The 23704-nt window shown below is 73.8% G+C and carries 14 protein-coding genes and 1 pseudogene; 10 read left to right on the forward strand and 5 right to left on the reverse strand.

All coding sequences use genetic code 11. The annotated features are described in order from the left end of the window. Positions 1 to 79 precede the first annotated feature (79 nt). The 4 genes from ACQP1P_RS06510 to mce all read right to left on the reverse strand — a co-directional run bounded on the left by ACQP1P_RS06510 (position 80) and on the right by mce (position 6362). Entirely contained in the window at positions 80 to 2161 is a 2082-nt protein-coding gene (locus tag ACQP1P_RS06510; protein ID WP_433084074.1) for a hypothetical protein, read from the reverse strand. 157 nt (positions 2162 to 2318) lie between these two features. Then, complete coding sequence (locus ACQP1P_RS06515) at positions 2319 to 3557, reverse strand: cell division protein DivIVA (protein WP_433084076.1); 1239 nt, start codon at positions 3555 to 3557, stop codon at positions 2319 to 2321. An 882-nt stretch (positions 3558 to 4439) separates the two neighbouring features. Next, positions 4440 to 5789, reverse strand: coding sequence for a crotonyl-CoA carboxylase/reductase (gene ccrA / locus ACQP1P_RS06520; protein WP_433084078.1), 1350 nt, complete (start codon positions 5787 to 5789; stop codon positions 4440 to 4442). A 126-nt stretch (positions 5790 to 5915) separates the two neighbouring features. Continuing rightward, positions 5916 to 6362, reverse strand: coding sequence for a methylmalonyl-CoA epimerase (gene mce, locus ACQP1P_RS06525; RefSeq protein ID WP_433084080.1), 447 nt, complete (start codon positions 6360 to 6362; stop codon positions 5916 to 5918). Between the two features lie 96 nt (positions 6363 to 6458). On the opposite strand from mce, the gene ACQP1P_RS06530 reads away from it, so the two are divergent. The 10 genes and pseudogenes from ACQP1P_RS06530 to ACQP1P_RS06575 all read left to right on the forward strand — a co-directional run. Then, entirely contained in the window at positions 6459 to 7646 is a 1188-nt protein-coding gene (locus ACQP1P_RS06530) for an acetyl-CoA C-acetyltransferase (protein WP_433084082.1), read from the forward strand. Next, a complete protein-coding gene (gene meaB, locus ACQP1P_RS06535; protein WP_433084084.1) occupies positions 7643 to 8605 on the forward strand; it encodes a methylmalonyl Co-A mutase-associated GTPase MeaB in 963 nt (320 codons plus the stop codon). The genes ACQP1P_RS06530 and meaB overlap by 4 nt, the downstream gene beginning before the upstream one ends. 154 nt (positions 8606 to 8759) lie before the next feature. Continuing rightward, on the forward strand, positions 8760 to 9413 hold the full coding sequence (locus tag ACQP1P_RS06540) for an ATP-binding cassette domain-containing protein (RefSeq protein ID WP_433084086.1): 654 nt from the start codon (positions 8760 to 8762) through the stop codon (positions 9411 to 9413). Positions 9414 to 9505: 92 nt separating this feature from the next. Next, complete coding sequence (locus tag ACQP1P_RS06545) at positions 9506 to 10150, forward strand: Asp23/Gls24 family envelope stress response protein (RefSeq protein WP_433084088.1); 645 nt, start codon at positions 9506 to 9508, stop codon at positions 10148 to 10150. Between the two features lie 73 nt (positions 10151 to 10223). Next, the gene (locus tag ACQP1P_RS06550) at positions 10224 to 11897 is read left to right on the forward strand and encodes an acyl-CoA mutase large subunit family protein (RefSeq protein WP_433084090.1); all 1674 of its coding nucleotides are present in this window, start codon (positions 10224 to 10226) and stop codon (positions 11895 to 11897) included. 164 nt (positions 11898 to 12061) lie between these two features. Continuing rightward, entirely contained in the window at positions 12062 to 14980 is a 2919-nt protein-coding gene (locus ACQP1P_RS06555) for an FtsX-like permease family protein (protein ID WP_433084092.1), read from the forward strand. Positions 14981 to 15059: 79 nt separating this feature from the next. Then, positions 15060 to 18086: an ABC transporter permease gene (locus ACQP1P_RS06560; protein ID WP_433084094.1), complete on the forward strand. Its 3027-nt coding sequence runs from the start codon at positions 15060 to 15062 to the stop codon at positions 18084 to 18086. A 26-nt stretch (positions 18087 to 18112) separates the two neighbouring features. Beyond that, positions 18113 to 18967: an ABC transporter ATP-binding protein gene (locus ACQP1P_RS06565; RefSeq protein WP_433084096.1), complete on the forward strand. Its 855-nt coding sequence runs from the start codon at positions 18113 to 18115 to the stop codon at positions 18965 to 18967. 22 nt (positions 18968 to 18989) lie between these two features. Next, on the forward strand, positions 18990 to 19886 hold the full coding sequence (locus ACQP1P_RS06570; protein ID WP_433084098.1) for a tetratricopeptide repeat protein: 897 nt from the start codon (positions 18990 to 18992) through the stop codon (positions 19884 to 19886). Positions 19887 to 19897: 11 nt separating this feature from the next. After that, a pseudogene (locus ACQP1P_RS06575) lies at positions 19898 to 20798 on the forward strand (arginase family protein); the annotation flags it as partial. Between the two features lie 994 nt (positions 20799 to 21792). Here ACQP1P_RS06575 and ACQP1P_RS06580 read toward each other — a convergent pair. After that, complete coding sequence (locus ACQP1P_RS06580; RefSeq protein ID WP_433084100.1) at positions 21793 to 23682, reverse strand: penicillin-binding transpeptidase domain-containing protein; 1890 nt, start codon at positions 23680 to 23682, stop codon at positions 21793 to 21795. Between the last annotated feature and the right edge of the window lie 22 nt (positions 23683 to 23704).

Consider the following 23704-nt stretch of genomic DNA (forward strand, 5'->3'; position numbering starts at 1 on the left):
CAGACGGCCGCGGTGTCGTCTGTCGATTTCCTGACTTATGCGTCCTGGGGGATGATCCGGGTCTCTTGGGGGATCGGGGTCAGCGGGTGCCGTTGGCCTCGACGGTGACCTTGCCGTTGGTCGGGAGCGCGGCGGTGGTGGCGGTCAGCTCCTCGTCGAGCTCGACCCCGTCCGTCTTGGGCTCCTCCGCCTTCGCGGCCCGGGGCTCTTCGGTCTTCGTGGCCTTGGCGCCCTGGGCCTTGGACTTCGCGTTGCCGTTCGTGCTCGGCTTGGGCTCCGCCGCCTTCGCCTCCGCCGCCTTCGTCTCGGCGGCCTTGGCCTCCGCTGCCGTCGCCTCCGCTGCCTTGAGCGCCTCGGCGGCCTTCGCCTCCGCGGCCTTGAGCGCCTCGGCCGCCTCGGCCTTCGCGGACTCCAGCGCCGCCCGGGCGGTCGCGACCTCCGCCTCCAGCGTCGCCACCTTCGCCTTCAGCGTCTCGGCCTCGGCGGCCGCGGTGCGCAGGGAGTCGGCCTCCGACGCGGTCGCGCGCAGGGTCTCGGCCTCGGCGGCGGCCGCGCGCAGCGAGTCGGCCTCGGCCTCCAAGGCGGCGATGCGGGCCTTGAACCGCTCGGCCTCGGTGTCGGCGGCGGCGCGGATCTCGGCCGCCTCGGCCTCGGCGGCGGCGCGGGCGGTCTCGGCGGCCTTCAGGGCCTCGTCGGCCTTGGTGGCGGCCTGCGCGCGCAGGGCCTCGGCCTGGGTGGCGGCCTCGGCCCTGACCGTCTCGGCGTGCGTGGCGGCCTCGGCCTTGACCGTCTCGGCGTGCGTGGCGGCCTCGGCCTTGACCGTCTCGGCGTGGGTCGCGGCCTCGGTGCGCAGCGAGTCGGCCTCGGCGGCCGCGGCCGTGCGCAGGGACTCGGCCTCCGTCGACGCCGTGGCGCGCAGCGTGTCGGCCTCCGTCGCGGCGGCGGTGCGCAGGGTGTCCGCCTCCGTCGCGGCGGCGGTCCGCAGGGACTCGGCCTCGGCGGTGGCCGCGGCGCGCAGCTCGGCGAGCTCGGCGTCGTGGGCGGCGCGCAGGTCGCGCAGCTGCTGTTCGAGGGTCTCGCGGTGGGTGGCGACCTCGGCGTCGGCGGCCTGCTTGGCGGTGACGGTGTCGGCCTCGAGCTTGCGGCGGGCCTGCTCGGCGGCCTCGGCGGCGGCGGCCTCGGCCTGGGCGGCGAGGGCGGCCGCGGCCTCCTGGGCCTGCGCGGCGACGGTGGCGGCGTGCTCCTGGGCCTGCTTGGCGATCGCCTCGGCGGCCTCCTGGGCCTTGGCGGCCACGGCCGCGGCGGCCTGCTGAGCCTGGGCGGTGAGCGTGTCGGCCTCGTGCTTGGCCCGGGCGGCGAGCGTGGCCGCCTCCTCCTGGGCCTGCGCGATCAGCGCCGCGGCGTGCGACTTGGCGCCGGCGGTCTCCTGCTCGGCGGCGGCCCGCACGGCGTGGGCGTGCTGGTCGGCCTCGGTCTTGACGGCGGCGGCGTGCTGCTCGGCGGCCGTGCGCACCTGGTGGGCGTGGGCCTCGTTCTCGGCGCGGGCCTGCTCGAGCTGGGCGGTGGTGACCTGGCTGATGCGCTGGGCCTCGGCCTGGGCGGCGGCGACGATGCGCTCAGCCTCGTCGCGGGCCTGGGCGGCGCGGTCCTCGATCGCGCGGGCCTCGGCGTCCAGCGACGAGCGGCGGTGGGCGACCGAGCGCTCCTCCTCGGCGCGGCGGGCGGCGAGGGCGAGCTCGAAGTCCTCGTTGGCCTTGGCGGCCCGGTTGCGGGCCTCGGCGAGCAGCCGCTCGGCCTCGGCGCGCAGCCCGGCGATCTCCTGCACGGCGCCGGCGCGGATGTCGGCGGCCTGGTCCTCGGCGAGGCCCAGGATCTGCTCGACGCGCGGGCCGAGGTGGCGGAAGGAGACGACCTCGCCGCGCCCGGGCGCGTGCCGGCGCAGCTCCTGCAGCTCCATCTGGAGGTCCTGGACCTGCGAGGCGAGGGCCTGGACCTGGCCCCACACCTCTTCGTTCTCCAGCTTCAGCGCGGCGATCTCGTTCTCGGACTGCGTCCAGTACTTGTCGACCTGGTCACGCCGGTATCCGCGGATCGCCGTTTCGAAGTCTGGCTCCGAGGACACCCCGGTGCCCGAGTTGAAGAGGTCGCCGCCGTCTGACATAACACCCATCCTCACACGCAACGTCCCGCCACGCGCAATTACACACTGCGCGTGACGGGACGTGCGATCGAACTCCCCGTGAATGATTGCAATCGGTCCGGTTCCGGTAGCGGCCCGCAATCCTGAGCAGCGGCACGATCGCCGCGACCCGCTGCTGTCAGGCGGAGACCTTCTCGCCGTCGCCGGACTTGCCCTTCTTGTCGCCGCCGCCCTGGGCCGGCGGCGCGGTCGGCATGATGCCGGCCAGGCCGGAGAGCATCTGCCCAAGCTGCGACGTAACCGCATCCTTCTGGCGGGTGAGATCCTCGACCTCGCGGCGAGCGCGCTGCGTCGTCTCCTCGGCCTCGCTGCGGGCCTCGCTGAGCACCCGGTGGGCCTCGGCGCGGGCCTCGTTGACGGTCTTGTCGGCGAGGTTCTTCGCCTTGTCGACGGTCTCGGCGGCGGCCCGCTCGGACTCGACGCGGCGGGTCTCGGCGCGCTGCTCGATCTCCTTGGCCCGGTCCTCGGCCGCCCGGGCGCGCCCCTCGGCCTCGGTGACCAGCTTCTGGGTGGCGGCGACGGCGGAGGCGTGGCGCGCGGACTCGTCGCGCTCGGCCTTCTCCTGCCGCTCGGCGATCTCCAGCGCGAGGGACTGCAGGTCCTTGTCGCGCTTGTCGCGGGCGTCGGTGAGCAGCTTGGTCGCCTCGGCGCGCTTCTCCTCGGCCTCGCGAGCGGCCTTGGCCCGCAGCTGCGTGATCTCCCGCTCGGCGGTGGCCCGCAGCGTGGCGACCTCGCGCTCGACGGTCGCCTTGAGCTCGGCGACCTCGTGCGCGGTGGCGGTGCGCAGCTGCTTGGTCTCGCGCTCGGCGTCCGCCCGCAGCGTGTCGGCCTCGCGCCGGGCCTGCACCCGGACCTCGGCGGCCTCCCGCTCGGCGGCCGTGCGCAGGTTGCCCGCCTCGCGCTCCGCGGTCGCCTTCATGGCCGCCGACTCGGCGCGCGCCTTGTCGGTGATCTCGCGGGCCTCCAGCCGGGCCGCGGAGATGATGCCCTCGGACTCGCGCTTGGCCTCGCCCCGGTGGTCGTTGGCCTGCTCCTCGGCCAGCCGCAGGATCTGCTCGACCCGCGTGCCCAGCCCCGAGAGCGTCGGCCGGTTGTTCTCTTCCAGCTGCTTGTTGGTGTCGCTGAGCTTCTGCTCCATCGTGCCGAGGCGCTGCTCGGCCTGACGGACCCGGCGCTGGGCCTCGGCGAGTCGGCCCTCGGCCTCTTCGCGGGCCTGATTGGCCTGCTGCATCTGCGCGGTGAGGCGCTGCAGCTTGCTGTCGACCTGCTGACGGTCGTAACCGCGCAGGACGACACTCAGCTCTTCGTGATCGGAGCCGTTCTGGAAGAAGTCAACCGAGGACTGCTGCTGGGGCATTGGCACATACTTGCAGACCACCCGGGGGAGTTCGCAAGGGTGGAACGGCTATCTTCCATACGGCCCTCATGGTCAACTTTCCCAGGCCAGGACACGCCGCGTTTTTGTCACGCTTTCTGGGCGTGGCGAGATGATCGGGACGCGCGGCGCGAACGGCCGGATGACCGGAACGCGGGGGTGCTTGATCCCCACCGCGCGAGTGGGGATCGAGTGACCGCGGGTGAGCACCGCGCGGGTGCCGAGTCCGCACCCACGCCGCGCCCGTGCCCGCCGCGGCCCGCCCCGCGCCCGCGCCATGCGCGTCCCGCGCCCGGCCATGCGCGTCCCGCGCCCGGCCATGCCCGCCCCGCGACCGCGCCATGCCCGCCCCGCGACCGCGCCCGCCACGCGACCGCGACCGCGCCCGCCACGCGACCGCGCCCGCGCCCGCCATGCGACCGCGCCCGCGCCCGTCACGCGCTCGCGCCCGTCACGCGCCCGCCACGCCCGCGCCCGTCACGCGTCCGCGCCCGCGCCCGTCACGCGCCCGCGCCGCGCCCGCCCCGCGCCACGCCCGGCCCCACGCCCGTGCCGCCCGGGTCCGTGCCTTGGTCGTGCCCGGTCCGCGCCGTTTTGCGCCCGCACCCGGCCCGGCGCGGGCGACATACCCGCGCCCGGGGGAACCGGGCGCGGGTGTGAGGCGCGGAGGCGGACTGGGCGGCCTCGGCTCGGCGGTCGCGGAGGTGGACTGGGCGGCCTCGGCTCGGCGGTCGCGGAGGTGGACTGGGCGGCCTCGGCTCAGCGGTCGCGAAAGTGGACTGGGCGGTCTCGGCTCAGCGGTCGCGGAGGCGGACTGGGCGGCGTGGGCTCAGCGATTGCGGAAGCGGGGCCGGGTGCGTGGGGTCAGCGGTTGCGGAAGCGGTTGATGGCCGGCTCGTGCCGGGCGCGCAGCGCGGCGTCGCGCACGCCGAGGCCCTCCGACGGGGCGAGGGCCAGCACCCCGACCTTGCCCTGGTGGAGGTTGCGATGCACGTCGTACGCCGCCTGCCCGGTCTGCTCCAGGGAGTACACCCGGGAGAGGGTCGGATGGATGCGCCCCCGGGCGATGAGACGGTTGGCCTCCCACGCCTCCCGGTAGTTCGCGAAATGGGAGCCCACGATGCGCTTGAGGTGCATCCACAGATACCGGTTGTCGTACTGGTGCGCGAACCCCGAGGTCGACGCGCACGTGACGATCGTCCCGCCCCGCTTCGCCACGAACACGCTGGCGCCGAACGTCTCGCGGCCCGGGTGCTCGAAGACGATGTCGGGGTCCTCGCCGCCGGTCAGCGCGCGGATCTCGGCGCCGAAGCGCTTCCACTCGTCCGTGTCCTGGGTGTGCTCGTCGCGCCAGAAGCGGAAGCCGGAGCGGTCGATCACCAGCTCGGCGCCCATCGCCCGGCACAGCTCCGCCTTCTGCGGGCTGGAGACCACGCACACGGGCGTCGCGCCGCCGTTGAGGGCGAACTGCACCGCGTACGAGCCCAGCCCGCCCGACGCGCCCCAGATGAGCACGACGTCACCCTGCTTCATCCGGGCGCCGTGGTGGGAGACGAGCTGGCGGTACGCCGTCGAGTTGACCAGGCCGGGGCACGCCGCCTCCTCCCAGGACAGGTGCGCGGGCTTGGGCATGAGCTGGTTGGCCTTGACCAGGGCCAGCTCGGCCAGGCCGCCGTAGTTGGTCTCGAAGCCCCAGATGCGCTGCTGCGGGTCGAGCATCGTGTCGTCGTGCCCGGCGGCGTCCTCGAGCTCGACGCTCAGGCAGTGCGCGACGACCTCGTCGCCCGGCTTCCACTTGCTCACCCCGGGCCCGACGCGCAGCACCACGCCGGCCGCGTCGGAGCCGACCACGTGGTACGGCCGGTCGTGGCGCGCGGCGAGCGCGTTCAAGCTGCCGTACCGGCGCAGGAACCCGAACGTCGAAACCGGCTCGAAGATCGAGGTCCACACCGTGTTGTAGTTGACCGCCGAGCCCATCACGGCGATGAGCGCCTCGCCGGGCCCGACCTCGGGGGTGGGGATTTCCTGCACGTGCAGGGACTTGCGGGGGTCCTTCTCGCGCGTCTCGAGCCCGTCGAACATGGCCGCCTCGCCGGCGCGCACCACCACGCCCCGGTAGCTGTCCGGCACCGGGAGCCCGGCCACGGCCCGCAGCTCGGCCGCCGGGTCCGCGGCTCCTTCCGCCTGCATGATCGCGTCGAGGATGTGCTGCATCGCTGGCGCTCCTAACGTCCGGTGAGGAAGCGTCGCCGCACACGGCGGCCGACGACCATGGGGACCACCCACACATCTCGATCCCCGGGCCGGACGTTACTGACCGGTAACTAGGCGCGGAAGGCGCTAGTGAGAAACTGCATCAGCGGGCTGTACCAGCTCGACGAGCACGCCCCCGGCGTCCTTGGGATGCACGAAGTTGATGCGGGAGTCGGCGGTGCCGCGCCGGGGCTCCGGATACAGCAGCCGCACCCCGCGCTCGCGAAGGGCGGCGCACGCGGCGTCCACGTCGGTCACGGTGTAGGCCAGCTGCTGCATCCCCGGGCCGCTGCGCGCGAGGAACTTGGCGATCGGCGACTCCGGCGACAGCGGCGCCAGCAGCTGCAGGCAGCCGCCCTCGGGTGTCGGGCCGACCGAGAGCATGGCCTCGCGCACGCCCTGCTCCTCGTTGGTCTCCTCGTGGACGCAGCGCATGCCGAACACGCGGCCCCAGAACGCGATCGCCTCCTCGAGGTCCGCCACGGCGATGCCGACGTGGTCGATGCGCTGGATGCCGATGGGTGATATATCCAACTTCTGAGTCGAGGTCTCCATGGCGATAGTCTGAACTGATCCAACGTTCAGGTCGCGACGATGCGATGTGAACCTTCTCTCGGAAGGTCTCCTGCGATGACTCAGTCGGTGATCGTCAACGGCGCCCGCACGCCGATGGGCCGCCTGCTCGGCGCCCTCAAGGACTTCCCGGCCACCAAACTGGGCGAGATCGCGATCCGGGCCGCGCTCGAGCGCTCGGGGGTGGCGCCGGAGCAGGTGCAGTACGTGATCATGGGTCAGGTCCTGCAGGCCGGCGCGGGGCAGATCCCCGCGCGCCAGGCCGCGGTGGGTGCCGGGATTCCCATGCACGTCCCCGCCCTCACGATCAACAAGGTGTGCCTGTCCGGCCTCGACGCGATCGCGCTCGCCGACCAGCTCATCCGCGCGGGCGAGTTCGACATCGTCGTGGCCGGCGGGATGGAGTCGATGACCAACGCGCCGCACCTGCTGATCGGGCAGCGGCAGGGGTACAAGTACGGCGACGTGGTGATCAAGGACCACATGGCCCTCGACGGGCTCACCGACGCCTACGACCAGGTCTCCATGGGCGAGTCGACCGAGCGGCACGTGGCCCGCCTCGGCATCACCCGCGAGGCCCAGGACGCGTTCGGCGCGGCCAGCCACCAGAAGGCCGCCGCCGCGCAGAAGAACGGCCACTTCGCCGAGGAGATCGTTCCGGTCGAGATCCCGCAGCGCAAGGGCGATCCGCTGGTCGTCGCCGACGACGAGCAGATCCGGCCCGAGACCACGACGCAGAGCCTGGCCAAGCTGCGCCCGGCGTTCACCGAGGACGGCACCATCACCGCCGCGACCTCCTCGCCGATCTCCGACGGGGCCTGCGCCGTGGTCGTGATGAGCAAGGCCAAAGCCGAGGAGCTGGGCCTGACCTGGCTCGCCGAGATCGGCGCCCACGGCAACGTGGCCGGCCCGGACAACTCGCTGACCAGTCAGCCCTCCAACGCCATCAAGCACGCGCTGGGCAAGGCCGGGCTGAGCACCGCCGACCTCGACCTGGTCGAGATCAACGAGGCCTTCGCCGCCGTCGGCGTGCAGTCCACCGCCGACCTCGGCATCGACCCGGCGATCGTCAACGTCAACGGCGGCGCGATCGCGCTCGGCCACCCCATCGGCATGAGCGGCGCCCGGCTCGCCCTCACCCTGGCCCTGGAGCTGCGCCGGCGCGGCGGCGGCCTCGGCGCGGCGGCCCTGTGCGGGGGCGGCGGCCAGGGTGACGCGCTGCTGCTGCGCGTGCCCAAGCAGTGACGATCCGCCGCTCGCGCGACGTGCCCGCGCTCGTGGGGGCCGCCCGGGAGGGCGACCCCCGCGCCGTGGCGCGCCTGATCAGCCTGGTCGAGGACGGTGACGAGGCGCTGCCGGCCATCGCGGCGGCGCTCGCCCCGCACACCGGCGCGGCCGCGGTGATCGGGCTGACCGGCTCGCCGGGCGTGGGCAAGTCCACGACGACGAACGAGCTCGTCCGGGCGTTGCGCAAGGCCGGGCGGCGGGTGGGGGTGCTCGCCGTCGACCCGTCCAGCCCGTTCACCGGCGGCGCGATCCTCGGCGACCGCGTGCGCATGCAGGACCACGCCACCGACCCCGGCGTCTACATCCGCTCCATGTCCAGCCGCGGCCACCTCGGCGGGCTCTCGGCGGCCACGCCCCAGGCGGCCCGGGTGCTGGAGGGCGCCGGCTGCGACCCCGTGGTGGTCGAGACCGTCGGGGTCGGCCAGGCCGAGGTCGAGATCGCCGGGCTGGCCGACACCACCGTCGTGCTGCTCGCCCCGGGCATGGGCGACGCGATCCAGGCGGCCAAGGCCGGCGTCCTGGAGATCGCCGACGTGTTCGTGGTGAACAAGGCCGACCGCGACGGCGCCGACGCCACCTACCGCGACATCCAGAACATGATCGGCCTCGGCGAGCGCGCCCCCGGGCAGTGGCGCCCGCGCGTCGTGCGCTGCGTCGCCGCGCGGGGCGAGGGCATCGACGAGCTGGTCGAGGCGATCGAGGCGCACCGGGGGCACCTGCGCGACTCCGGCGAGCTCGACGCCCGCCGGGTGCGGCGCGCCGAGGCCGAGATCGAGGCGATCGCGCTGGGCACGCTGCGGGCCCGCATGAAGGACCTGCGCCGCGGCGACGCCCTCGCCACGCTGGCCCGCGACGTCGCGGGCGGCCGCACCGACCCCTACGCCGCGGCCGGTGCCCTGCTGGCCCAGCTCGGCTAGTGTCCACGGATCGACCGGTCCGTCGATCCGCCGCGCGGACGCAACCGGCGGCGGCCGCGGCGACTCTCTCCTGGTGAGCGTCGGCGGTCGGCGCTCGGGCCGGACGGTACGGTGCACCTGCCGCAGGACGTGGAGCCAACGTGGAGGGATTGCAGTGAAGACGCTGACGGTCGACGGGGTCACGGTCGCGTACGAGCGGGACCACCCTGTGCTGCGCGACGTCTCGGTCGTCGTGTCCCCGGGCCAGATCCTGGCCGTGACCGGGCCCTCGGGCGCGGGCAAGACCACGCTGCTGTGGGCGATGGCCGGCCTGCTGCGCCCGGCCGAGGGCGTCGTGACGGTCGACGCCACGCCGCTGCGCGACCGCGACCACGCCGTCGCGGAGCGCGTGGTGCTCATCCCGCAGGACAACGGGCTCGCCGCGATCCTCACCGCCCAGGAGAACATCCAGGTCGCCATGATCGCGGGCGGCTCGGCCCCGGCCGACGCCCGGCGCGCCACCGTCACCTCGCTCGAGCGGCTCGGCCTCGCCGGGCAGGCCGACCAGCTGGTGGAGGAGCTCTCCGGTGGTCAGCAGCAGCGCACGGCGATCGCGCGGGGCCTGGCCCTGCACGGCGACGTGCTGCTGGCCGACGAGGTGACCAGCGAGCTGGACGCGACCAACCGGCAGAAGGTGATGGAGCTGCTGCAGGAGGAGGCCCGGCGGGGCGCCGCGGTGGTGTTCGCGACCCACGACCCGGAGGCGGCGGCCGCCTGCGACCGCGAGCTGCACCTCTCCGACGGGGCGGCCCAGCTGGTGCGCGGCTGACCGCACTGTCTTCGCCGTGACTCAAGCCACCTTCGGGGCCTGATTCGCGAGTACGCTGCTCGCGTTTTTCATGACTCTGGGGAGTAGTGATCATGAGCGAAACCACCGACATCCACGACCCCGATCTCACCGGCGACGCGCTCGCCACCGTCGAGCCGGCCTCGGGCGTCGTCGTGCCGGCCCAGGCCGGGGCGCCGGGGCAGGAGCACTCCCGCTTCGACGACGCGGCCGAGAAGGTCACCACGTTCGCGGCCGGCGCGGCGGACCGGGTCGGCGAGCTGGCGGCCAGCACCGCCGCCGCCTCCGGGCGGGTCGCGTCGCAGGTGGTCGACCGGCTGCGCAACAACGCGGAGCTGACCGCCGACCGGGGCACCACGACCATCGCCGACGAGGTGGTGGAGAAGATCGCCGGCATCGCCGCGCGGCAGGTCGAGGGCGTCTACGACCTCGGCGGCGACGTCGCCCGCGTGTTCGCCGCGGTCCGCGACCGCATCGGCCTCGGCGACGACGAGCGGGAGCACGGCAACCGGGGCGTCTCGGTGCGCCTCGAGGGCCGCAACGCCACGGTGCGGGTGACGCTCGTGATCGAGTACGGCTACGTCGTGTACTCGGTGGCGGAGAAGGTGCGCACGCAGGTCATCGGCTCGGTGGAGAACCTGCTGGGCCTGGAGGTCACCGCCGTGGACATCGTCGTGGACGACGTGCACGTCGAGGAGCGGGACAAGGCGGCGAAGTAGGCGGGATCGGCGAGGCCCGCGTCGAGCGGCGCGGGCCTTAGCGATCGTTCAGGTGGCCCGCTAGCATCGTGGTATGGATGCCCACGACATCGCGGAGGGGCGCGCCCGCTGGCAGCGCCGCTACGACGAGGCCCGCAAGCGCGACGCCGACTTCACCACGCTGTCCGGCACGCGGGTCGAGCCCGTGTACGGCCCGCCCGAGGGCGCCGACGTGCCCGGCTTCGAGCGGATCGGCTGGCCCGGCGAATACCCGTACACGCGCGGCCTGCACCCGACCGGGTACCGCGGCCGCACGTGGACCATCCGCCAGTTCTCCGGGTTCGGCAACGCGCAGCAGACCAACGCGCGGTACAAGATGCTGCTCGGCGCGGGTGGCGGGGGCCTCTCGGTGGCCTTCGACATGCCCACCCTCATGGGCCGCGACTCCGACGAGCCGCAGTCGCTGGGCGAGGTGGGCCACTGCGGCGTTGCGATCGACTCCGCCGCCGACATGGACGTGCTCTTCGACGGCATCCCGCTGGCCGACGTGACCACGAGCATGACCATCTCCGGGCCCGCGGTGCCGGTCTTCTGCATGTACCTGGTGGCGGCTGAGCGGCAGGGCGCCGATCTCGCGCGGCTCGACGGCACGCTGCAGACGGACATCTTCAAGGAGTACATCGCCCAGAAGGAGTGGCTCTTCCCGCCCGAGCCGCACCTGCGCCTCATCGGCGACCTCATGGAGTACACGAACCGGAACATCCCGCGCTACAAGCCGCTGTCCGTGTCCGGGTACCACATCCGCGAGGCCGGCTCGACCGCCGCCCAGGAGCTCGCCTTCACCCTCGCCGACGGCTTCGGCTACGTCGAGCTGGGCCGGTCCCGCGGGCTGGACGTCAACACGTTCGCGCCCGGGCTCAGCTTCTTCTTCGACGCGCACATCGACTTCTTCGAGGAGATCGCCAAGTTCCGCGCCGCGCGGCGCATCTGGGCCCGCTGGCTGCGCGACGTCTACGGCGCCACCAGCGACAAGGCGCTCTGGCTGCGCTTTCACACCCAGACCGCCGGGGTCTCGCTGACGGCGCAGCAGCCGTACAACAACGTCGTGCGCACCGCCGTCGAGGCGCTCGCGGCCGTGCTGGGCGGCACGAACTCGCTGCACACCAACGCGCTGGACGAGACCCTCGCGCTGCCGACCGACGAGGCCGCCGAGATCGCCCTGCGCACCCAGCAGGTGCTCATGGAGGAGACCGGCATCACCAGCGTCGCCGATCCGCTCGGTGGTTCCTGGTACGTCGAGGCGCTCACCGACAAGATCGAGGCCGAGGCGGAGGCGATCTTCGCCCGCATCCGGGACATGGGCCACGACGGGTCGATCACCGCGGGCATCCTGCGCGGGATCGAGGACGGCTGGTTCATGAGCGAGATCGCCGACTCCGCCTTCGCCTACCAGCAGGCGGTCGAGAAGGGCGACAAGCGCGTCGTCGGGGTCAACGTGCACACCGGCTCGGTCACCCGCGACCTGGACATCCTGCGCGTCTCCCACGAGGTCGAGCTGGAGCAGAACAAGCTCCTCGCCGCCCGGCGCGCCCAGCGCGACAACGCGGCGGTCAAGGAGCGGCTGGAGCGCATGGTCGCGGCCGCGCGCGGCGAGGAGAACATGATCCCGTCGATGCTGGACGCGGCCCGGGCCGAGGCGACGCTCGGCGAGATCTGCGGGGCGCTCAAGGACGAGTGGGGCATCTACCGCGAGCCGGCCCGCTTCTAGCCGCACCGGTCCAGCCCTCTGGCGTTACCGAACCGCAATGTAACTCCGCAACCGGCACCTTCCCCCGCTGGTCTTCTTACGAACGACTAGACCTCGGGGGAGGGGCCTTGCTGGCAGTCGTGCTTGCAGCGTTGCGGGCCCGCCGTGTCCAAGCGCTGACGTTGGTGCTGCTCAGCACCCTCGCGGCCGCGGCCGCGGCGGCCGCGCCCTGGTATGTGCTGGCCTCGACGGAGCGGATCGCCAACCGGCACGTGGAGCACGCGCCGATCCAGGAACGGTCGCTTGAGACGATCGGCGAGGGGCCCGTCGAGGGCGGGTCCGTCGAGGCGCAGATCGCCGCCCAGGCCCAGCTGACCCAGCGCATCGTGGGGCTGTCGGGCTTGGTGACGTACACGGAGGCCTATCTCGACGGCCGCCCGACCACCGGCAGCTCGCAGACGGCCAAGGGCGGCGGCAACGAGGAGCGCACCACCGACTCCCAGCTCGTCGTGCGCACCGACGCCTGCTCGCACGCGACGTTCGAGGGCCGCTGCCCGGCCGCCGCCGACGAGGTCGCGCTCAGCTACCGCACCGCCCGCTGGCTGCGGGTCAAGGCCGGCGACACGCTGACCTACGTCACGCCGAAGCTGGCCCGGCCGCTGCCGCTCAAGGTCGTCGGCGTGTACCGCCCCGACGACCCCAACGCCCCGTTCTGGAGCAGCAACAACGACCTCGTCGCCAAGCAGCTGCCGACCGGCGCCCCGCCCGAGATCACCGAGCCGGTCGACGACGCCGTGCTCGCCGCCCCCGCGCTGTTCGACCACAGCCTGGCCCCGGCCGGGGTCGCCGTCCGCACGATCACCGACATGGTGGCCGAGCCGCGGCTGCTCGTCGACAACGCGCCCGGGGACGTCAGCTCGCGGCTGGCCGGGGCGACCGTCGAGGCCGGCAACAACCGGCTGACCCTCAACACCCAGCTGCCGGTGACCATCGACAAGGTCGAGCGCGATCGCCGGCTGGTGTCGCTGGGCGTGCCGGTCGGCGCCTTCCAGCTGCTCGTGCTGTGTTGGTTCGCGCTGTACCTCGCGGTCAAGTACACCGGCGAGGAGCGGCGCCCGGACATCGGCCTGGTGAAGCTGCGCGGCGCCACCCGCATGCGCACCTGGGCCCTGGTCAGCGGCCAGAGCGCGCTGCCGATGCTGGTCGGCGCGGTGCTGGGGCTGCCGATCGGGTGGGCCGCCGCGACCGCGGTCACCGGCGCCATCCAGGACACCGAGGTCAACGCGCTCGCGCTCGCCCTGTCGGTGGGCGCGGTCGTCCTGGCCGTGCTCGGCGCGCTGCTCGCCGCCCTGCTGGCCGAGCGTCGCGCGCTGTCCTCCAGCGTCTCCGAGCTGCTGCGCCAGGCCTCGGCCCGCAGCCGCGTCTGGCGCGACCTGTTCGACCTGCTGCTCGTCGTGCTCGCGGTCGTCGCCGTCTACCAGGTCAAGCACCGCGCGGAGGGCGACGCCGCCGGCCTCGCGCTGCTGGCGCCCGGGCTCGCCGCGCTGGCCTTCGCGCTGGTGGCCGCGCGGCTGATCACCTTCGCGGCCGGGCGCGCGGTCGAGGGGGCGTTGCGCCACGGCCACCCCGCCCGCGCGCTCACCGCGATCTACCTGGCCCGGCGGCCGGGCGTGCACCGGCTCGCCGCGCTCATGATCGCCACCGTGGCGCTGCTCACCACGTCCGCGCTGACCTGGAACGCCGGGCGCACCGACGGGCAGACCCGGGCCGAGCTCGAGGTCGGCGCCGACCGGGTGCTCACCGTCCGGGCCGAGAACCGGCTCGCCCTGCTCACCGCCGTCCGGGCCGCCGACCCGGCCGGGAAATACGCGATGGCCGCGGTGGCCTCGGTGCGCTCGAACAGCGACCGGGTGCTGCTGGTCGACAGCCCGCGGCTGGCCAAGGTGGCGACCTGGCGGCCCGAGTACGGGCCGGGCGCCGCCCAGACCGCGGCCCTGCTGCACCCCGACGCCCCCGCGCCGGTGACCATGACCGGCGGCGACCTGGCCGTGGACCTCACCGCCCGGATCGACGGGGACACCGACCGGGTGGTGTACCTCGACGTCGTCTTCGCCGACGCGAAGGGCCAGCGGGTCGCGGCGCGGCTCGGCCCGCTCGCCTCGGGCCGGGCGACGCTGCGGGCATCGTTGCCGGCCTGCGCGACCGCGCCCGGCTGCCGGCTCAGCTCCCTGCAGCTGGTGCAGTCGACCACGGAGCAGAAGGTCTTCTTCGCGGCCCGGGCCGGCGTGGACGTCGTCGTGCACGGCGCGACCGCGGGCGGGCAGCCGGTGCTGGGCAAGGACCTGCTCGCCGACCGGACCCGCTGGCGGCTGGGCGTGAACGGCAACCCGCCCAACCTGGTGGCCGCGCCGGTCGACGACGGGCTGCACCTGACCGTCGCCCCGCAGCGCAACGGCGGCACCAACGATCCGGGCGTGTACCCGCTGGACACGCCGGCCCCGCTGCCGAGCGTGCGGGCCACCCGGCTGCAGCAGCGGCTCGTGGGCGACCAGCGGGTCGGATTCGGCTCGGTGTCGATCTCGGAGGAGATCGCCGCGACCGCGCGGGCCCTGCCGCAGCTGGGGACCAAGGGGGTGCTGCTCGATCTCGAGTACGCCGACCGGCTCGGCGCGGACTTCGGGGCGGGCGATTCGCTGCAGGTGTGGCTGAACGCGAGCGCCCCGGCGAACATCACGCGGCTGCTGCGGGACCAGGGGCTGATCGTGCTCGGCGAGGAGTCGATCGCGGGCACGGCGGATCGGTACGCGTCCTTCGGCCCGCCGCTCACCCTGCAGTTCATGCTGCTCTCGGCGATCGTCGGGCTGGCGCTGGCGATCGGGGCCGCGGTCGTCGTGGCCGCCGTCGAGCGCCGGCCGCGGGCCCGGGAGCTGGGCGCTCTGCGAGCCCAGGGCGCGTCGGCCCGCATGGTCAAACGCGTGGGCGTCGAGGGGTACCTCGTGCTGGCCCTCACCTCGCTGATATTCGGGCTGATCCTGGCCGCCGTCATCCGCGCCTACATCGGCGACGTCCTGCCCTACTTCGCCGACGGTTGGAGCAAGCCGTGAGCTTTGGCAGCGGAGGGGCCGCTCACCAGGGGTCCGGTTCGGTGGTCGGGCCGGCGCCGGCGCTCGCGGAGGTGGCGGCATGATCGGTCTTGCGTTGGCGATGGTGCGGGCGCGGCCCGGGCAGGCTCTGACCGCGTTCCTGCTGGCCGTGTTCGCGATGGCCGCGGCCGTCAGCGCGCCGGTCTACTCCACCACCGCCGACCGCGCGGTCGTGCACAGCCAGGTGGCCGCGGCGACGACGAGCGAGCGGGTCGTGCAGGCGCGGCGGACCTCGCCCACCCCCACGGACCACGACTTCGAGAACCTGCTGCCGCAGCTGTTCAACGGCAGCGGATTCGCCAGCGTCTTCAGCACCGAGTACGACATCCTCATCCCCCCGCCGGCGCCGCAGGCCAACAGCATCGCGCCGCGCTTCGTCTACCGCGACGGCGTCTGCTCCCACCTGCGCATCACCGCCGGCCGGTGCTTCGTCAGCGAGACCGAGGTCATCCTCAGCACGGCCCAGGTGCGCGATCTCGGGCTGCACATCGGCGACGTGTTCGAGGCCGCCTGGGCGACCGTCGACCCCCAGGGCGGCGACTTCGTCGAGCGGGGCAAGCGGGCCTCGCTCACCCTGGTGGGCTCCTACGACCCCCGCAACAAGGCCGAGCAGTACTGGTCCGACCTGGACTACTTCAACCCCCGCCCGAGCGCCCGGTTCACCACCGAGCCCGCCTTCGCCGGACGCCTGACGCTGGAGGCGCTCGAGCACGGCCCGGAGAAGCAGGCCCTCGACGTCGTCATCGACGACTCGGCCATCACCCGGGAGTCGCTGGACGGCATCAGCGCCCAGGTCCAGGACGGCAAGAGCAAGCTCGAGGCGCTGCCCGGCCACGCGGTCGTCAGCACCGGGCTGCCGGCCCTGCTCAAGCGCATCGACGGCGACCGGAGCCTGGTGGCCCAGGTCGTGCCGGTGGCGGCGGTACCGCTGGTGCTGCTCTGCTGGTTCGTGCTGTTCATCGCCGTGGCCTCCGCGACCCAGGAACGGCGCCGGGAGCTCGGCCTGTTCTCGCTGCGCGGGCTCACCGTCCCGCGGCGCTGGTGGCTCGCGGCCGGCGAGAGCATCGTGCCGATCCTGGCCGGCGCCGTCGCCGGGTTCTTCCTCGGCCACTACGTCGTGCGCCTGGCCGCCTGGGCACTGCTGAGCACCTCCTCGGACGTGCCGATCAAGGCCGGGCTGAACTGGTGGGCGGCCGTCGCCCTGGCCGGCGCGCTGCTGGCCGCGCTGTTCGCCCAGCGCGCCGAGCTGGCCAAGCGGACCGTCGACCTGCTGCGCAACGTGCCCAGCCGGATCTCGCGCTGGGGCGCGCCGGTCTTCGAGGTCGTCGTCGTGGTGCTGGCCGTCGTCTCCGTCGTCCAGCTGCGCCGGGGCGGTGGCGGGCTCACCGGCTTCGCGCTCGTCGCCCCGTCCGCCGTGGTCATCGCGGTGGCCCTGGTCGCGGCCCGGCTCGTGCTGCCCGTCGCCGAGCGCGTCGGGCGGCGGGCCTCCCGGCGCGGGCGGATCGGGCCCATGCTGGCCGCCTACGCGCTCTCCCGGCGCCCCGGCACCCAGCGGATCCTGGCCCTCTTCGTGGTCGCGATCGGCCTGCTGGTCTTCGCCTCCACCGCGGCCAGCGCGTCCGCCGACGCCCGCGACCACCGCGCCCGGGTGCAGCTCGGCGCGCCCCGCGTGCTCACCGTCGACCCGCTCAGCCGGGCCGCGCTGCTGTCCAAGGTCCGCGCCGTCGACCCGAACGGGCAGTTCGCGATGGCGACCGCGATGCTGCCGGTCACCGAGGACGCCACGCCGCCGGTGCTCGCCGTCGACAGCCGGGCGCTCGCGGCCACCGCGCTGTGGGACGACCCGCGGCTGTCCGCGCAGAAGGCGGCGGAGCTGCTGCACCCGCCGCTGGGGCGCGACACGATCCAGGTCGACAACAAGGAGCTGTCGCTCGACGTCAGCATCGACAACCTGGTCGACGCCTTCCGCGTGCACTGGGTCGCGGTCGTGGTGCCCAAGGACGGCTCCGACGTCGGCCGGGTCGACCTGGGCCAGGTGAGCACCGGCCGCAAGACCTACGTGCGCAACCTGCCGATGTGCGTCAACGGCTGCCGGCTCGCGGCGCTGGAGATGGAGCAGCCCGAGGCGCGCGGCTTCGACGCCAACGTCGTGCTGCACAGCCTCAGCCAGCACGGCAAGGCCATCGTCGACGAGGCGGGCTTCGCCCAGGCCGACGGCTGGCGGGTGCCGGACACGCCCGGGCCGAAGCTGCTCGTGCCGACCCTCACCGCGCAGCCGGACGGGCTGCGGGCCGAGATCTCCAACTACAAGGGCGCCGACACCGCGATGCGGGTCATGCCGACGGACGTGCCCACGCCGCTGCCCCTGATCGCGGCCCGCACCGCCGGGTTCGGCGACCACATCGCGGGCCTGGACGGCACGGTGCAGCCCATCGGGCTCGCCGGCGAGGTCGAGACCGTGCCGCGGCTCGGCTACGGCGGCGGGCTGGTCGACCTGGACTACGCCGAGCGGCTCTCGACCGACGGGGGCGACGCGCTGTACCCGCAGATCTTCCTCGGTCCCAAGGCGCCCGCGGACGTCGTGGACCAGCTGCGCAAGCAGGGCCTGACGATCAGCCTCGACCGGCCCCTGGGCCCGGTCCGCGACGCGCTCGACGAGCAGGGGCCGGCCATCGCGCTGCGCTTCCACGAGCTGGCCGGCGTGCTCGGAGTGATCCTCGCCATCGGCGCCCTGTGGCTGGTCTCGAGCCTCGACCGCCAGCGCCGGGCCGGGGAGATGCGCTCCCTGCGCAGCCAGGGCATCGCCCGGCGCGACGCGGCCGCCAGCGGCTACCTCGCGCTGGTCGGGGCCGCGGTCGTGCTGGCCCCGTTCGCGGCGCTGGCCAGCTGGCTGCTGGTGCGCGAGTATCTTCCGGTGTTCAGCGACGATGCCCAGGGCTTCCAGGCCGCATACTGGCCCTCGCCGCTGCCGGTCGCCGTCGCCTGGGCAGCCGCGGCGGTCCTGCTCGCCGTCGCGGCGCTCGTCGCCGGCGCGAGACTGCGTGCGGCCGCGACACTGAAGCGCTGAGGAACCGCGATGGGAATGGGGACGCGATGAACGGACTGGCGGTCGCCTGCCGGCGGGTCGTGCACATCTACCGGGCCGAGGCGGGCGACGTGGTGGCGCTGGCCGGCGTCGACCTGTCGATCGGCCCCGGCGAGACGCTCGCGCTCGTCGGGCCCTCGGGGTCGGGCAAGTCGACGCTCATCGCCCTGCTCGCCGGGCTCATGCGCCCGTCGGCCGGCCGGGTCAACATCGGCACGTACGACATGGGCAAGCTCTCCGACGGGGAGATCGCCCGGCTGCGGGGTACCGAGATCGGCGTCGTGCTGCAGGGGGCGGCGCGCAACCTGCTGCCGTACGCGTCGCTGCACCGCAACATCTGGCTGGCCCAGCGGCGGGCGGCCCGCACCGAGGGCATCAAGCTCGACGACCCGGACCGCATCCTCGACCTCGTCGGCCTGCCCGGCCTCGGCCGCGCCCGCATCGACGAGCTTGCCCCCGGCGCCCGGCAGCGCGCGGCGCTCGCCGTCGGCATCGCGGCCGGCCCCGGCCTGCTGCTCGTCGACGAGCCCACCAGCCAGCTCGACACGCACGGCCGCGACGAGGTCCTGGAGGCCCTCGAGACCGTCAACCGCGAGCGCAACACCACGATCGTCGTCGTCACCCACGACGGCGAGGTCGGCACCCGGCTCGGGCGCGCGGTGACCATCCGCGACGGCCGCGTCGGCGCCGAGGGCCGCGACGGCCAGGACTTCGCGGTGGTGGCGGGCGACGGCACGGTGCAGCTGCCGCCGGAGGTTCTCGGCGACTTCCCGCCCGGCACGCTCTTCACCGTCGAGCACATCGACGGGGCCGTCACACTGGTAGCGGGTGGATCCGACCGATCACTTGCGGCAGACCACTAGGGCCGCGTGCAAAACTAGGGCCATGACCGACCCACGCCAGTCACAGTCGATCTTCACCCGCGGGGCGGTGGACCTCGGCGCCCTGGCCGCTCGCAACACCGCGGCCGCGGCGCGGCCCGCCCCCGATGCCCCCGCGGGCGCCCCGGCCGGCGCCAACGTGATCGAGGTCACGGAGGCGAGCTTCCAGCAGGACGTCATCCAGCGTTCGCTGACCGCGCCGGTCGTCATCGACTTCTACGTCGCCGGCAGCGCTCCGGATCAGCAGTTCTCGCCCCTGCTGGCCGCGCTCGCGGCCGAGGGCGCGGGCACCTGGACGCTCGCGCGGGTCGACGTCGAGACGAGCCCGCGCCTCGCGCAGATGTTCCGCATCCAGAACATCCCGTTCGTCGTCGCGATCGTCGGCGGGCAGCCGGTCGACGCCTTCAACCAGGCGCTGCCCGAGCCGCACCTGCGCCAGTGGATCGACGCGGTGCTGAAGGCGGCCGGCGTCGAGGTCGAGCGGCCCGAGGACCCGCGGCTGCTCGCGGCCGACGACGCGATGGCCGACGGGGATCTCGACGCGGCCGAGGCGGCCTACCAGAAGATCCTCGACGAGACCCCGAACGACATCATCGCCGAGTCCGGGCTGGCCCAGGTCGGCCTGCTGCGGCGCACCGACGGCGTCGACCTGGCCGGCGCGCTCGCCGCGGCCCAGGACGCGCCCGACGACCTGCCGGCCCAGCTGCTCGCCGCCGACGTCGAGGTCCTCACCGGCGAGGCCGACAAGGGGTACACCCGCCTCGTCGGGCTCGTCCGCCGCACCGCCGGCGAGGAGCGCGAGGCGGTGCGCAAGCACCTGCTCTCGCTGTTCGCCATCGCCGGCCCCGACGACCCCGCCGTCGCCAAGGCCCGCCGGGCACTGGCGAGCGCGCTGTTCTGACGGCGGCCGCCGTGCGCCGCATCGCCGTCGTCGACGCGCCGAGCAACCTCGGGTTACGGCCACCGACCGCAACCTCGGTGCCCGGCTGCGCCAAGGCGCCCGGCGCGCTGCGCGACCACAACCTGCTGACCCGGCTCGGCGCGCGCGACGCCGGCTGCATCACCCCGCCGCGGTATGACCCGGCGGGGTGGCAGCCCGGCGACGGCGTGGCCCAGTCGGCCGAGATCGCCGTGTTCGTCAAGCGCCTCGCCGACCGCATCGGCTCGGTCCTGAGCGCCGGCGACTTCCCGCTCGTGCTCGGCGGCGACTGCTCGATCCTGCTCGGCGCCGGCCTGGCCATGCGCCGCTACCAGAACGAGGCCGGCGGGCGCATCGGCCTCGTCTACGTCGACGGGCACTCCGACTTCCGCCACGAGGGCAACGCCTCCTACGTGGGCGCCGCGGCGGGCGAGGCGCTGGCCCTCGCGACCGGCCGGGGCCAGGCCAACCTCGCCTCGATCGAGCAGCGCCGGCCGTACTTCCGCGACGTCGACGTCGCCCTCCTGGGCATCCGCACCCACGACGAGTACCGCCTCGATCTGCAGGCCGCCGGGATCGTCGCCCGCGCCGTGCCCGAGCTGCGCTCCAACGGGGCCGCCCGGTCCGCGCAGTGGGCCCGCGAGCAGCTGCGCGACTGCGCCGGCTTCTGGGTGCACATCGACGTGGACGTCCTCGACCCGGCCGTGATGCCGGCGGTGGACGCCCCCGACGTCGGCGGCATCGCCTACCGCGAGCTGGAGATCCTGCTCAGCGGGCTCGTCAGCGACCCGCGCTGCCTGGGCGCGCAGGTCACCGTCTTCGACCCGGACTACGACCCGGACGGGCAGTACGCGGCGGAGGTCGCGGACGTGCTCGTCGCTGGGCTCGAGCCGCTCATCACGTCCTCGGCCCTCGTGGCGGCGTCGCCGGACCCGATCATCTCGGCGCCGCCGTTCGCGGCTCCGGTGTCGGCCCCGCCGATCTCGGCGCCGCCGCTGGCCACGCCGCGGCCGCCGGCCGCCCTGCCGCCGCTGATGCCGTCGCCGGACGGGCACTCGCCCGCCGAGGCCGCGGAGGCCGCGGAGGCCGCCGCGGCCGCCGCGGTGCCGCGGTTCGTCGACGTCGCTCCCCGCATCTCTGACGTGTCGGAAATGTCCGACGGCGGGGGGTGGGCGGGGACGAGTGCGCTTCCTGCGGGGGCGGCGGCGCAGATCGATCGCGGCGTGCTCGACGATGATGAGCCGGTCGATGATGAGCCGGTTGCGAATGCCGGGGCCGACGATGACGCGGACGGCCCCGGGGAGGAGCCGGCCGCCGGCGCCCGGGGCCGGGACGAGTTGACCGCGGGGGAGTCGCCCGTCGGGGTCGAGGCCGAGCTTGAGTCCGAAGCCGAGCCCGAATCTGAATCCGAAGCTGAGCCTGAGCCCGAAGCTGAGCCTGAGCCCGAAGCCGTGGCCGAGGTCGCGGCCGTGGGCGTCGGGGTGGACGGGGAAGCCGCGCCGGAGAAGCCGACCTGGCTGCTCGGGCGCTACAGCCGGTCCTCCTCGCTCTCCCTCGACTCGCTGCCCCGCGACTCGATCGGGCCCGGGGGCCTGAAGCGCGCCGGCGGGCCGTTCGTGCCCGCGCAGGCCGCCCGGCGCGGGGTCGAGGACTCGCCCGAGTCGCCGCTCACCGATGTCGTGCCCGCCGCCCGCACGCCGGTCGAGGAGGAAGAGACCACGAGCTGAGCGTGCCCGCGCAGGCCGCCCGGCGCGGGGTCGAGGACTCGCCCGAGTCGCCGCTCACCGATGTCGTGCCCGCCCCCCGCACGCCGGTCGAGGAGGAAGAGACCACGAGCTGAGCGCGCCCGGGCTCCCGTCATGGATGCGGGAGCCCGGGCGCGGTCGCCTCAGCCGATGGTCTGGAAGAACTTGCCCGCGATCGGCACGGCCGCCGCCGTCGAGGCGCCGCCGTTCTCGACGAAGACGCAGAAGGCGATGTCGCCGCGGTAGCCCATGAACCAGGAGTGGGTGTGCGCGGGGTCGTTGTCGTACTCGGCGGTGCCGGTCTTGCCCCGCAGGTCGCCCGAGAGGCCCTTGAGCTGGCTCGCCGTGCCCTCGGTGACGACCTCGCGCATCATCTGCCGCAGGGCGTCGACGGAGGCCTGGTTGAGCTGCGGCCCGTCGGCCGCCGGGCTCTTCGGGGCCGGCTCCAGCACCAGCTGGGGCTGCTTCCACTGGCCCCGGGCGATGCCCGCCGCCGCGGCCGCCATGATGACCGGGGAGACGAGGTTGGTGCCCTGGCCGAACGCGGCCGCCGCCTGCTCGGCCTTGGAGCCGTTCACCGAGATCTTGCCGGTGAACACGTCCGCCCCGAGGTCCCACGGGATGCCCAGGCCCAGCGTCTGGGCCGTCTTGCCCAGCCCGTCGGGGGCGATCTGGGGCGCGAGCGAGGCGAACGCGGTGTTGCAGGACTTCGAGAAGTCGGTCCGCAGCGGTACGCTGCCCAGCTCCTCGTCGTGCGAGTTCTTGAACGTGCGGCCGTCGACCGTGAGCGTCTTCGGGCAGTTCACGACGGACTCGCCGGTCATGCCCTTGTCCAGCACCGCCAGCGCGGTGACCGCCTTGAGCATCGAGCCGGGCGGGGTCTGGCCGACGAGCGCGAAGTTGTTCGCGGCCGCGCCGGGACCGTTGGCCACCGCGACGATCGAGTTGTCGCTGATGCGGATCGCCACCAGGGCCGAGCGGCGCGTGTCGCCCGCGAGGGCCTGCTCCGCCGCGTTCTGCATGTTCTGGTCGAGGCTGAGCTTCACCGTGCCGCCGGTGGTGGCGTCCGAGGAGAAGAACTCCTTGTCGGGCGTGCCCTGCGGCATGGAGACGATCACCTTGACGCCCGGCTTGCCCTGCAGGACGGAGTCGTACCTCTGCTGCAGCCCGCCGAGCCCGACCACGTCCCCGATCTGGTACTTGCCGGGGTTCTTGTCCATGATCTCCTTCGTCACCTCGCCGGTCGTGCCCAGCAGGGCGCGGGCGAACTGCGCGGAGGGGGCGAGGGCCTGGGTCGAGTTGCGGGCGATCACGCCGGGGGTCGAGTTCAGCTTGTTCGCGATCGGGTCGTAGACCTCCTTGCGCAGCGTCACGATCTGCACGAAGGCGTCGGGCGCGGCGCTCTTGACCTTCGCCGGCAGGCCCGACACGTCCACGTCCACGTTCGCCTGCTTGAACGCGTCTGTCAGATTCCTGACCACGATGGTGATGTCGGTGATCGAGCGCGGCTGCACGCCGATGATCACGACCGGCTTGCTGCTCACGATCGGCTGGCCGGAACCGTCGAGAATGCTGCCGCGCGCCCCCGCGGTCTTGCGGATCGAAAGCTTGTCGGTGGCCTCGAACTTCGGATTGATGGTCTTGGCGTCGAAGACGACCCGCCACTGCTTGTCCACCCGCTTGGCGTCGACCGTGGTGTCGTACTCCCACGTCGAGTCGGCCACCGGCCACGCCACGTGCACGACGGCGCTGCTGTTGTCGTCCTTGACCACCGGCGCGCCCTTGAGGGTGAGCTTCGGCGGCTTGGCGGCCAGGTCACCCGCGACCGTCGTCCACAGCTTCTGCGCGGCGTCGCCGGCCAGGGCTTTACCGTCCGGACCCAAGAACTTCAGCCCGGCGAGGTTGCCCTGCTCCCAGGCCCCGAGGAACGTCTTGAGCGAGTCGTCCGGGGGCTTGCTGGAGCACGCGGGCAAGGTGCCGAGCAGCGCCAGGGCGGCGGCGAGTGCGGTGACACGGCGGATCGAAACGGCCATGTGGGCGATTCTGCGCCATGAA

The sequence above is a fragment of the Dactylosporangium sp. CA-052675 genome (assembly GCF_050947935.1).
In the GTDB taxonomy this organism is placed as follows: Bacteria; Actinomycetota; Actinomycetes; order Mycobacteriales; family Micromonosporaceae; genus Dactylosporangium.